At 68.0% G+C, this 12,049-nt stretch carries 11 protein-coding genes; 5 read left to right on the top strand and 6 right to left on the bottom strand.

Annotated elements, in window-relative coordinates; all coding sequences use genetic code 11:
• Window positions 1–7: 7 nt before the first annotated feature.
• From ACZ6S0_RS45470 to ACZ6S0_RS45450, 5 genes are all read left to right on the top strand, one after another.
• A complete protein-coding gene (locus ACZ6S0_RS45470) occupies window positions 8–1,192 on the top strand; it encodes a mandelate racemase/muconate lactonizing enzyme family protein (RefSeq protein ID WP_465925941.1) in 1,185 nt (394 codons plus the stop codon).
• A 93-nt stretch (window positions 1,193–1,285) separates the two neighbouring features.
• Entirely contained in the window at window positions 1,286–2,761 is a 1,476-nt protein-coding gene (locus ACZ6S0_RS45465) for an APC family permease (RefSeq protein ID WP_465925939.1), read from the top strand.
• On the top strand, window positions 2,758–3,657 hold the full coding sequence (locus tag ACZ6S0_RS45460) for an SMP-30/gluconolactonase/LRE family protein (RefSeq protein WP_465925937.1): 900 nt from the start codon (window positions 2,758–2,760) through the stop codon (window positions 3,655–3,657). The genes ACZ6S0_RS45465 and ACZ6S0_RS45460 overlap by 4 nt, the downstream gene beginning before the upstream one ends.
• Window positions 3,654–4,643: a DUF4432 family protein gene (locus tag ACZ6S0_RS45455; RefSeq protein ID WP_465925935.1), complete on the top strand. Its 990-nt coding sequence runs from the start codon at window positions 3,654–3,656 to the stop codon at window positions 4,641–4,643. Before ACZ6S0_RS45460 ends, ACZ6S0_RS45455 begins: the two co-directional genes overlap by 4 nt.
• A 458-nt stretch (window positions 4,644–5,101) precedes the next feature.
• Window positions 5,102–5,959, top strand: coding sequence for a hypothetical protein (locus ACZ6S0_RS45450; protein ID WP_465925933.1), 858 nt, complete (start codon window positions 5,102–5,104; stop codon window positions 5,957–5,959).
• A gap of 533 nt (window positions 5,960–6,492) precedes the next feature.
• Here the strand turns inward: ACZ6S0_RS45450 and ACZ6S0_RS45445 are convergent.
• From ACZ6S0_RS45445 to ACZ6S0_RS45420, 6 genes are read right to left on the bottom strand one after another with little or no spacing between them, the layout of a single operon-like run.
• Window positions 6,493–7,845 carry a cytochrome P450 family protein gene (locus tag ACZ6S0_RS45445; RefSeq protein ID WP_465925931.1) on the bottom strand — a complete coding sequence of 451 codons (1,353 nt, stop codon included), beginning with the start codon at window positions 7,843–7,845 and terminating at the stop codon, window positions 6,493–6,495.
• A 54-nt stretch (window positions 7,846–7,899) separates the two neighbouring features.
• Window positions 7,900–9,159 carry a cytochrome P450 family protein gene (locus ACZ6S0_RS45440; protein ID WP_465925929.1) on the bottom strand — a complete coding sequence of 420 codons (1,260 nt, stop codon included), beginning with the start codon at window positions 9,157–9,159 and terminating at the stop codon, window positions 7,900–7,902.
• Window positions 9,149–9,769 (bottom strand): GTP-binding protein, encoded by a 621-nt coding sequence (locus ACZ6S0_RS45435; RefSeq protein WP_465925927.1) that lies wholly within the window; start codon window positions 9,767–9,769, stop codon window positions 9,149–9,151. The genes ACZ6S0_RS45440 and ACZ6S0_RS45435 overlap by 11 nt, the downstream gene beginning before the upstream one ends.
• A complete protein-coding gene (locus tag ACZ6S0_RS45430; protein ID WP_465925925.1) occupies window positions 9,750–10,109 on the bottom strand; it encodes a DUF742 domain-containing protein in 360 nt (119 codons plus the stop codon). The genes ACZ6S0_RS45435 and ACZ6S0_RS45430 overlap by 20 nt, the downstream gene beginning before the upstream one ends.
• Window positions 10,106–10,507: a roadblock/LC7 domain-containing protein gene (locus tag ACZ6S0_RS45425; RefSeq protein ID WP_465925923.1), complete on the bottom strand. Its 402-nt coding sequence runs from the start codon at window positions 10,505–10,507 to the stop codon at window positions 10,106–10,108. Before ACZ6S0_RS45425 ends, ACZ6S0_RS45430 begins: the two co-directional genes overlap by 4 nt.
• On the bottom strand, window positions 10,504–11,934 hold the full coding sequence (locus ACZ6S0_RS45420) for an ATP-binding protein (protein WP_465925921.1): 1,431 nt from the start codon (window positions 11,932–11,934) through the stop codon (window positions 10,504–10,506). Before ACZ6S0_RS45420 ends, ACZ6S0_RS45425 begins: the two co-directional genes overlap by 4 nt.
• Between the last annotated feature and the right edge of the window lie 115 nt (window positions 11,935–12,049).

Below are 12,049 nucleotides of genomic sequence, written 5' to 3'. Positions count from 1 at the left end.
GGACCTTGTGAAGATCGTCGATGTCAAGTGCCACGTGCTTCTCGACCCCGACTACAACATCGGCGCCACCAGCTCGGCACAGGACGACATCGTGGTCGAGATCATCACCGACGAGGGCTTGATCGGAATCGGTGAGAGCGACGTCAACCCCTGGATCGCGCGGGCCTGCATCGAGGCTCCAGGAACGCACACGATGGGCCGCGGGATCACCGAACTGCTCATCGGAAGCGACCCGCTCGACGTGGAGGCCATCTGGGAGAAGCTCTACGTCGGCACCGCGATGAACGGCCGGCGCGGCGCGGTGATCCACGCCATCGGGGCCGTCGACATGGCTCTGCACGACCTGCGCGGCAAGGCCCTCGGCAAGCCGTGTCACCAACTCCTCGGCGGAGCGGTACGGGACCGCGTCACGCCTTACGCCTCCCTGCAGCCCGACCAGTCGAGCTTCGACAGTTACAAGGCCTCGCTCGTCGAGTGGGCGCTGAAGGCGCAGGGGCTCGGCTTCGTCGCCGCCAAGTTGGAGGTCACGCTGGCGGGTGCGTACGCTCATCTGGGGCTTAACGCTGAGGTCGAGCGGATGGCCGAGGTGATCGAGGCGGTGCGCGGCGCGGTCGGGCCGGACATGACGCTCATGGTCGACGCACAATACTCGTTCACCGACGCCGACTCCTGCCTGGCCGCGATCCGCGAATGGGAGCCGTACGACGTCTACTTCCTGGAGACGCCGCTGCCGTCCGACGACGTCGAGGGCTACGCGCGGCTGGTCGCCGAGCAGCCCATCCCGATCGCCCAGGGCGAATGGCTGGCCACCCGGTTCGAGTTCGAGGAACTGCTCCGCCGCGGGGCGGTTAGCGTGGTCCAGCCCGACATCGGCAGGGTGGGCGGCCTCACCGAGGCCAGCCGGGTCGTGCGCGCGGCGACGGACGCCAACGTCCCGGTCGTGCCGCACATCTGGAAGACCGGGATCTCCATCGCGGCGGGCATCCACCTCGCGGCGACGACCGAGTCGATTCCCTTCCTGGAGTTCCTGCCCAGGGACCTGTCGTCGTCGAATCTGCGCCGCTCGCTGATCGTCGACGACTTCACGATGGACGAAGGCCGGCTCGTCGTGCCCAGCACCCCCGGTCTCGGCATCGAACTGGATCGTGACGCCCTGGAGCGATTCGCGACCGTGGTGCCGAATTCCGCGTGATCGCGCGGCCATGGCACCACCGGCACCCAGAGGAATCTACGGAAACGCCATCCCGACGTTAGGCAGCACGAAGAGGCCCGCGGAGGTCTGATCATGACAAAGGACGCACTCACCGATACGACGCAGCACACTCTCGACGCCAGTGCCGTTTCGCTGCCCGGGGTGCTGATGCAGGCGATCACCCACATCGCTCCAGCCGTTGGACTGATCTTCACGGTCCAGGCGATCTCTGGGGTCGCGGGCATCGCCAGCCCCTTCGCGCTGGCCTTCGCCTGTCTGGCGATGGCGACCGTCTCCGTGTCGGTCATCCAGCTCTCCAAGAAGATCTCGTCGGCCGGCGGCTACTTCACGTGGGTCGGCTCGACCATCGGCCCCCGTGCGGGATTCTTCGTCGCCTGGATCTTCCTGCTCTTCGAACCCATCGGGGCCGGCATCAACCTCGCCTTCCTCGGCGGGATCCTGGAGTCGACGCTCAAGGCGGAGTTCGGATTCCGGTTCGCCTGGTGGATACCGGTCCTCATCGGCATCGTCCTGCTGACGGTGGTGTCCTACTACGGGCTGAAGCTGTCCATCCAGGTTGTCGTCCTGCTGGGTGCCTTCGAGATCATCGTCTGCGTCGCGCTGGCGCTGACCGGCCTCCTCCAACCCGGGCCCGGCGGCGTCAACCTCATCCCCTTCGACCCGTCGAACGCGTCCAGCTTCAACGGCCTCTTCCTCGGCATCGTGTTCTCGATCTTCGCGTTCGCCGGGTTCGAGCAGGTCGCCCCGCTGGCGGAGGAGAGCCGCGACCCGGCGAGGACCCTGCCTCGGGCAGTGGTGCTGTCACTGCTCATCTCCGGCGTGTTCTTCCTGTTCACCTCGTGGGGCATCATCATCGGCTGGGGCACCGACGACCTGTCCGGCTTCGTGTCGGACGGCTCCCCGGTGCTGACCCTGGCACACCGGCTGTGGGGTATCGGGTGGATCCTCCTCCTGATCACGTTGATCAACTCCGCGGTAGGGGTCGGCATCGCCGTGCAGAACGCCTCGACACGGGTCATCTACGGCATGGCTCGGGCCGGCGCACTGCCGGCGCCGCTGGCGAAGATCCACCCGGTACGCCGTACGCCGGTGAACGCGGTCTGGACACAATCGGTCGTCACGGCGGTTGTCGCGCTGGGCGGCGGCGCGCTCTTCGGCCCGGTCGGTGTGCTGTCGTTCGCGGCCATCATCATCACCCTGCTGGTCATCGTCGTCTACTCGGCCGGCAACCTCGCGATGTGGCGGCTCTACTCACGCAGGTACCCGCAGGAGTACAACCGGCTGACTCACCTCGCCATCCCGATCTTCTCCACGATCGTCCTGCTCTACGTCGGGTACAAGACGGTGAGCCCGCTGCCCGAGGGGATCAACGGATGGGCGCCGGTCGTGGCGGTGGCCTGGTTCGTGGCGGGACTGCTCGTCGTGGCAGTGCTGTCGCGCACCGGACGTGGCGACTGGATGGCCCGCATCGGCCGCGCGATCGCGACCGACGACGGGTCTCAGGCAGAGCGGGCCGGCACTCTCTCAGACAAGGCGGTAGGCCGATGACTCGCGAGTTCGGCGGGGACCTGGCGCCCGCGCCCCGTTCGTACGGCATGGTCGACCTCGTCCTGGCGGCGCGCGCCGAACTCGCCGAGGGGCCCTGCTGGCTGGACGGCGAACTGCTCTGGGTCGACACACCACGAGGCGAGGTGCACTGGACGGACATCCGGCGAGGCCGTGACGTCGTGGCCCGCTTCGGCCGGCCCCTCGGCGTGGTCGTCCCTGCGTACGACGGTACGTACCTCGCCGCGACGGACGAGGGTTTCGCCGTCATCGACGGCGACCGCCTCGACGTCCACGACCCCGTCGCCGCCGGCCCGGGCCTGCTGATGAACGACGGCAAGTGCGACGCCGCCGGCCGGTTCTGGGCGAGCGTGAACGGGAGCGAGGAGGAGCCCGGACGTGGCACCTTGCGCGTCTGGGCGCCGGGACGGCCGAGTCGCCTGGTCGACGAGGGGTTCACCCTGCTCAATGGCATCGGCTGGAGCCCCGACGACACGATCATGTACGTCGTCGACAGCGTGGCCCGGCGGTTGTACGCCTACGAGTACGACCTTGAGACGGGCGACGCGGGCATGCGTGAGACGCTGCGCCACTTCGACGACATTCCCGGCCTGCCCGATGGCTTGGCCGTCGACGCCGAAGGCTGCCTCTGGGTGGCGTTCTACGCCGGGTCGTGCCTGCTGCGACTGGCGCCATCCGGACGCACGATCGCGCGGATCGGGATGCCGGTGTCCCGCCCGACGAGTTGCGCGTTCGGCGACGGCACCGATCTCTACGTCACCTCCGCCAGGGAAGGACTGTCAGCGGACCAGCTCCACAGCGAGCCGTTGGCCGGCAGCCTGTGGCGAATCGACGCCGGTGTCGCCGGAGCGCCGGTCGCCGCCGCCGCCCCGCGATGAGCGTCACCACCCGCCTGGGGTGGGACATCGTGACCCTGCGCTCGGCGTACGCGGAGGTCGAGGTGCTTCCGGGCAAGGGCGGGGACATCCTGTCAGTTCGGCGCCCTTCGGACGGCGTCAATCTCCTGTGGTCGACGCCGTGGGGACTGCGACCACGTGGCGCCCTCAGCGCGGCGACGGACAGCGAGGGCCGCCTCATGGAGGCGTACCCGGGCGGATGGCAGACCGTGTTCCCCAACGGGGGCAACGCCGCCTCCGCCCAGGGCACCACCTGGGGGATGCACGGTGAAGCCTGGCTCGCGCCATTCGACTGGCACCTCGACGCGCCCGCCACCACCATCGAGATGACCGCCGAACTGGTCCACAGCCCATTCCGGATCCTGAAGCGGATCACCGTCGACGGCCCTCGCGTGGCCGTCACCGAAACGATCACTCACCGCGGTGGACACTCCATCGACGTCATGTGGAGTCACCACCCCGCCTTCGGCCCACCCTTCCTGTCCGCCGACTGCGTGATCGACAGCACGGCCACGCATCTCACCGTCGACGCCGTACCGCCCGGCGGCCCGACCGACGTGCAACCCGGCGCGACCGGCACATGGCCACACGTCGCAAGCCGACCGGGCGGCGAACCGGCCGATCTACGGCGGGTACCGCCCCCGCGCGCCGGGGTCAGCCGCATGGCCTACCTCTCCGGCTTCCCCACCGGACTGGTCACGCTCCGCAACACGCGACTCGACCTGGGCGCGCGACTCGAATGGAACGCCACTCTCATGCCCTACGCCTGGTATTGGCTGGAAGCGGCGGGAACACCCGGATTCCCGTGGTACCAGGGCGTCTACGTCCTCGGCATCGAACCGGCGACCAGCATCCCGGGTCTCGGGATCGAACAGGCACAGGCCGCCGGAACAACCATCTCCTTCACCCCCGGCACGACCAGAACCGCCGAAATCGCGCTGACCCTGACGGACGGGGCGGGCAGGTGAGCAAGTCACTCGCCCCGGCGTTGGAAGGCCATCGTCAACCCGTACGGACCCGGGTGGTCACGCCGCGGCGTACGTGTCCGGGTCGGACCGTGCGGTGGCGGTTGTAGCGCCAGGCAGCCCGCGCCCGCTTGTGGCACGACGGCTCGCGCCAGATCGCCGTTCGTTCTGCCTGGAACAGCGCCTCAGCCCAAAAGGAATGCACACGGCCTGAACCTGCACCAGGTCGTGTCCCGTCTCCAGACCACGCTGATCGCCGTACTGTGGCGATGCCCCGCCTGCCTGTCGGGCTCGATAATCGGATTCGGTGCCCGACCTGCGGCTCTTGAGAGTGTCAGCTGGCGATGCGGTACTCGTTGATGAGGCAGCCAAGGATGGTCCGGCGGTGGACTCGGTGTGCGGCGAGGGCCGTCCTTGAGACTGCTGTGTCGCCGGCAGCGCCGACGGCTACTGTCGCGATCATGAACAATGAGGAGATTGACCACCTGTGGCAGACTTTTCTGGCCAACCGCGACCCGCGCATCATCGAGCGGCTGATGCAGCATAGCGTGACCCTGCTCGAACCGGAGTCGAGTGAGGCAGCCGAACTGCGAGGACTCTTGCTGCTGGGTGGTGACGGTGACGTCCCGTTCGCCGAGGACTCCCCATGGGGTGTGCCGGCCGGTGCGGGCCTCGTCGATGCCCTGGAGCATGTCTGGGCACCCGTCGCCGGATGCTCCCCGCGCTTCCTGGCGGCACTGCGCGCGGAGGTGCTCGGGCTGGCGCTGGTCGCAGTGGAGGGCGAGTATCTGCTCGGGTATCTGCACGTCCACGGAGGCCTCTCGGATCTCTCGGGGGAGCCGCCGCGTGACCTGGCGGACGTGCCGCCGGACTACCTAGATGTGCTGTGGGCGACGGCCCCGACCCGCCTCAACCCGACGGACGTCGTCCCCATGCTTGCCGAACCGCTCCCCGCGCCCGTCCGTGACCTCACGGCAGTCCACGCCTCCCTCACATCCTCCGACATCGATCTGCGCCTCGACCGCTTCACCACCACGCTCGGCGCCTCAATCCGCGCGAACTACGCGGGCGAGGACCCCGCCGACTACGACGAGACCGATGATTTCGTCCGTGCGGTGAACGGCGAGTTTGACCGTCGCATACTCTTCTGCACCTGCGGCTCCGCCGCTGAGGCCTACTTCTTGGACATGGCCGACCGCGATCCAGACGACATCCCCCGAGTCGCGCTCTCGGGCGTCAACGGCACATCCGAGCAGCCGGGCACACCATTCTGGGAGTGGGTCGACGAGGCGCTTCCGTCCCTGCTCTTCTGCCGTTGAAGACGGCGATCACGACCCGTCTGACGCCACAGCACTGCCACCTCGTGGCGCAACACCATGATCTCCGCGCCCTTCGACGCTTGACCGCGGCCCAGCACCATCAGCCAGCCGAACACCCGGAGCGCGATCAGTTAGAGCAGGCGGACAAGTGTCGTTGACAGCGTCCAAAGACCATGAAGCGAAGGGCTCTGCGTCGAAGGTGATTCGAGTTCTCGAGCGCTGCAGGGTCCCGGAACACAGCACGGGGCGGGAGACACGAATCGGGCAGCTATGATCCCTGGACCGCCGATCGAGTATGAAAGCGGTCACCAGGGATCACTGCCGTGAATCTGTTCTGAGCTTCGCCCGCCGTCCTTGCCCCGACGACGGGCCCGTACCGGTGCGAGATCCGCGCCAGCGCCTCGCACCGGCGGGTTGCGTGGTCGTGCTGCCGCGGCCGGCCGGGCGATGGTGATGTCGAGCATGGTGGCCGTTCGGGAGAAGGGTGAAGGCGCCCTCGGCCGGGGGTGTTGGGCGGTTCGGGGGCGCCCATTTCAGGAGGATTCGGTGGCTGCGCCGGGGGTGGGCACGGGTCGGTGTTGCAAGCGGACGGGCAGGGATTGGACGGAGTTGGAGAACAGGGACGCGACCGGGGTGAGCGCGTTGTCGGGGATTGCGAGTTGCATGCGCGGATGACGGCTGAACAGGGCAGGCAGCGCCAACCGGGCTTCCAGGCGCGCCAGGCCCGCGCCCGGGCATGCGTGTCTGCCGGTGCCGAAGGCGAGGTGGTGAATGTCGGGGCGGGAGACGTTGAACAGGTGCGCGTCCTCGCCGTGCAGTTGGGGGTCTCGGCCGAGGAGGCTGTAGGGGGCGAGGATGGCGTCGCCAGCCGGGATGGTGATGCCCGTGACGGTGAGATCGGTGAGTGGGTAGCGGGCCATGAAGTTGCCGATCGGGGCGTCGAACCGCAGGGCCTCTTCGACGACGGCGTCCCAGGCGCTGTTGTGGCCGGCCGCTGCGCGGGCGCGCACCGCCTCAAGCTGGCGGGGAGTGCTCAGCAGTGCGCGGATTGCGTTCAGCAGCAGGCTGGCGGTGGTTTCGTGGCCTGCCGCGATCATCACCCAGAGCGTGCCGGCGAGTTCGTCGTCGGTGAGCGCGCCCGCGTCGGTGCGTTGCAGGGCGATCAGGTCGCTGGTCAGGTCGGTGCCGGGGTTGTGGCGTCGGTGGCGGACGACTTCTGCGAGCGCCTGGTCGATCTCCTGCTGGGTGCGCAGGACTTCCGCTGGTGGCGTGGTGGAGCGGAAGATGGATTCCACCAGCCGACGCAGGCGGGGACGGTCCTGGTCTGGCACACCGACGAGTTCGCAGATGACAGCCATGGGGATGGGATAGGCGAAGTGCTGGCGCAGATCGACGACGCCGTCAGCGTTCGCGTGTGCGGGCAGTTCCGCGACGATGTCGTCGATGATGCGCATGACGCGAGGGCGCAGCGCCTGGAGTTTACGTGCGGTCAGCGTCCGGGTGACGGGGCGGCGGAGCCGCTGGTGTTCGGCTCCGTCTGCGGTGACCATGTTGACGACTTTCAGCATTCCGATGAGAGGCCAGTCGTCGCGGATGGTGCCGTCCTGAACGCACTTCCAGTTGCGCCAGTCCTTGCTGACGTCCGGGTGGGTGAGCACCTCTAGCAGCAGATCTTGGCGGGTGATCACCCATGCAGGCACGTTATCGGGGAGCAGGACGCGCACGACCGGTCCGGCCGCGCGCAGGTGAGCGGCTTCTCCGTGGTGGTCGGCACCGGTGGGGTCCAGGGTGATGACGGGCGCCGCGGCCGGCGCGCCGGTTGCGGTGCCGGCTCGCTGGTCGGTCTCGGGGGTGGTGTCGGGGTCTGGCGGGTGGTGAGCGGTCACGAGGTCCTCCGGCGCTCGAGCGGTGACGGATGAAGCAGGCTGGCTCGTCGAGGGTTAGAGCTGGGGCGGGAAAGTCACGGGGAGGCTGGCGGGGCCGCGGGTCCAGGGCGAAGGGTGGAGGGTGATGGCAGCGGGGTCAGCGTCGAGTTTCATGCCGGGCAGGTGCGTGAACGCGGTCTGCACGGCTGTGCGGGCGATCAGCCGGGCGGGGACGCGGGCCGGGCACTGGTGTGGTCCGATGCTCCATGCCAGATGGGATCGGTTGCCGAGCGCCATGACGGACGCTCCGGTGTGCATGCGTGCGTCGGTTGCGGCGGCCGCCAGGCCGAGGACGAGGGCGTCGCCGGCGCGGATGTGGCGCCCGCCGAGTGTGGTGCCGCGCCGGGCGAAGCGTGTGGGCATGTGGGTCATGGGCGGGTCGCGCCACAGCACTTCGTCGAGGGCTTCGTCGATCGCGAGGCGGCCGCCGTTGACACGGCCTGCGAGGCGAGGGTCGGTCAGCATCAGGCGGAACGTCTGGCTGATCCAGATCATGGTCGTTTGGTACCCGGCGGAGACCATGACGACCATGGATTGCAGGATCTCTGAGTCGCGGTGAAGGTTGGGGTGGGTGAGCAGGGCGCTGGTCAGGTCGTCGGCGGGTCGTTTGCGGCGGGCGTGCATGACTTGCGCGAGCAGGTCTTCGAAGCGTGCATTGCCCGCCTGGGAGTCATCGCCGGACCCGAAGAGGGCCATGAGGCCGTTCAGCAGGGCGAACCCTTGCTCGGCGCCCATGCCGAACTGCGAGGCGACGGCGAGCATGGGGACGATGACGGCGTAGTCGGTGACCAGATCGGCGTGGCCATGGGGTGCGAACGCGGCGATGAGTTCGGAGCAGATTTCTTCGACGGAGGCACGTAGCCGGGGGGCGTTCACACGGGTGACGAGGTCGTCGAGCGGAGCGCGCAGGCGTCGGTGTTCGGCGCCGTCAGCGCCGATGACGTTGGGGCGGTAGAACATCATCGGACCCAGGCCGGAGTCGGACGCGACGATTCCCTCGTTGAGGTCGCGCCAGTTGCGGGCGTCGCGCGAGTACAGGGCTTCGTTCGTGGCGATGATCTTGATTTCTTGCCAGCCCATGACCAGCCAGGCGCGCACGCCGGGCTCGAGTTCCACCGGCGCCACTTCGCCGTGGATGTCCCGAAGCCGTCGGTACTGCTGATCAGGGTCGGCGCAGGCGGTGATGTGGGACAGCGAGATCGGTTCGTGTGTGGCCTGTCCCGCCACGGAGCTGGTGTGCTGGGGGAAGGGGCCGGTCAGGTCATCATCGGACATGGGTAACGTCCTCAACGTGGGAGTCGGCGTGGGTGGCCAGTGCATGTCGCACGAGTACCGTGAGCGCGTCGATGGCAGAACGGCGGTCGCGCGCGTCACACGTCAGCAGCGGGGTGCGGTCGTCCAGGTCCAGCGCGCCACGTATGTCGTGGACGGGATGGTGGCGGCTGTCGGGGAAGAGGTTCACGGCCACAGCGATCGGCAGGGCGGCGGCGTACTGTTCGAGCTGGTTGAGGACGGCGAAGCTGTCGCCGAGTCTGCGAGTGTCGATGAGGACGAGGGCGCCGACTGCTCCGTGGGATAGGCCCAGCCAGGCGTCCCAGAAGCGGTTTTGGCCCGGCGCTCCGAACAGGTACAGCGTCAGACTGCGCGAGACGGTGATGCGGCCGAAGTCGAGCACCACGGTGGTACTGGACTTGCCCGGCAGGTGGGTGAGATCGTCGACGCCGACACTGGCTTCGGTCATCGTCTCCTCGGTGTGAAGCGGGGTGATTTCCGACACCGCGCCGATGAGCGTGGTCTTGCCGACGCCGAAACCGCCGACAACGAGGATTTTCGCGACCTGCTGCACGCTGTCGGGCAGGTACCGGTCAGAGGTTGCGAAGGCCATCAAGAAGCTCCTGCAGCATCTGGATACGGGGGCTCTCTGCTTGAGGGATGGGCGAACGGGCGCGCAGATGCCCCGATTCGATGAGATCGCTTGCCACGATCGCGATGACACTGACCGGCTGCCCCATCCGAGCGGCGGCTTCGACGAGCGTGTGCAGGCGGGCACACAGTTTCACCAGGGCGCGCTGCTCAAAGGTGGCGGTCAACGGCAAGGGCGGACCGTCGGAGGCCGCCACAATCAGCGTGTCCACCGGGATGGACGCGCAGACGCGTCCCCCGGTGATCACGTAGGGCCGCACCGCCTGATCAACGTAGTCCGGCGGCGCGGCGGGATCGGTCATGGCCCGGCGGTGCTGCGCGGGCGTGTGGAGAGTGTCTGCTCACCCAGGCGCTGAATGAGATCCCGCGCCGTGCGAGACAACACGTTCGGATCGACGTCGGCACGGGTGACCACGCTGAGCGATGAGCCCGCGGCGGCTGGGCAGACGAAGACATAGCCTCCTTCGAAATGCACGACTGTCTCAAGTCGGCTGCCCAGACCGTGTTCCTCGCTCATCTGATGGCTGAGCGAGTGGATGCCGGCAACGGTGGCAGCGATGCGTTCCGCTTTGTCGCGGCTGGTGGCTTGGGACCAGACCTTGGCGATGCCGTCGGCCGTGGAGATCACCACATAGCGAACCCCGAGGACTTCGGCAACGTGATCAGCCATCCACGAGTTGTCCTGGACGCTGTGGGTCATCGCTTCTCCTGTTCGTCGGTGGGAGATTCTGCGCGGACAGGCGGCCGTGCCGCCGCCCGCGGTGTGTCGGAAGTGCTCGGCGAGCCGGGCGCGAGAAACGCGAAGACGCTGTGCCGCGGGGAGCTAGAGGATCCGCCGCGACTGGGCGGGGCCACCGTGGCAGGTCCGTCGACGGGCGGTGCGGGGACCTCTCGCAGTGATCGCCTGCGGGGCAGCCCGGTGGCCTCGCCTGCGACCGTGCCGGTGTCGGCCTTGGATGCGGCTGTGGTCGGTGGTTGCTGAGGCGAGAGAGGATCGGGACGCGCGGGAAATAGGGCAACGGGCGCGCGAGGGTCTTCGTCGTCGACGGTCACAATCATCTGGTTGGGAACGACCACGACAGCGCGCACCCCGAGCAACGCCGAGTGCGTCAGCGTGACGTGGAACTTGTGCCGGCGGGCCAGGGTGCCGACCACGACCAGCCCCGTCTGCAGGGCATCGGCGAGGTCAGTCAAGTCCGGCAACCGGCGGCCGGAAGCGATCTCATTGAGCTTGGCCAGGCGATGGTCGTCCAGTCCGACGCCGCCGTCCTCGATGGTGATGGCAGCGCCCTGCTGCACGCGCCGGATTACCACGTCGACGGCGGTGCGGGGAGGAGAGCAGGCGGTGGCGTTCGCCAGGAGTTCGGCGACCACATGGATGAGCGGCTCGACGACAGAGGCTGCCGCGGCCACGGTGGCGTCCCCGCTCACGGTGATGCGCGTGAAGTCCACGATGCGGCCGGATGCGGCGCGAACGACCTCGATGCAGGGGAACGGGCTGAGCCATTGCTGTCCCGGCCAGTCTCCACACAGCACCGCGAGACTCTGCGCCGTTCGGGCCTGCTGGGCGGCGATGTGGTCGATTTTCAGCATGGTTTCCTGCACGAGTTCGTCGTCTCGACAAGCGTTGCCGAGTTCCACCGCGGTCTTCTGCAGTCGGTGGGCGGAGGGCTGCACACGACGAGAAAGCGCAATCAGGACTTGGCGGAGCGCCTCCTGTCGACCAGTGGACCGATCGACGATCTCACAGACCGTGTGCAGAACGCTCTCCAGCGCACTCGTGGCGGCGGCGATGGCAGACTCGTCCAAGGGGGGCGGGATCTCCGTACGGCCGCCCAAGACAGCAGGAATCCGGACAGTGACCAGATGGCCAACCTGCCGGCGCAGGGCTTCCGTCACCGCTCGGTGCAGGCGCCGATGGCCTTCCTCGGCTTCGGCCAGGCGGCGCTGCTCCCAGCGCGCGAACCTGTTCGCACGCTTTCGTTCTTCCCGGACCATGCGAAGCATCACGATGCTCACACCCACGGCGATGAGGAGCGCGAACACGCACAACGTCGTCCGAACGGTGTCGGCGCCGGTGCTCATCGCATGCAGCACAAGCGCGGTCATGATAGCCAGCAGCGCCACAGGGAGAACCACCGCGAGTGGTCTCAGCAGCCCGCCTCGAGTCAGCTTCGAGGGCGGAGGGTCGGTAGTTGTCATGATCACCTGAAAGGTCGAAGTGGCTGGTTCACAAAGCCGG

This window comes from Nonomuraea sp. NPDC051298, assembly GCF_055586305.1.
This window is presented reverse-complemented; position numbering and strand designations above follow the sequence as displayed.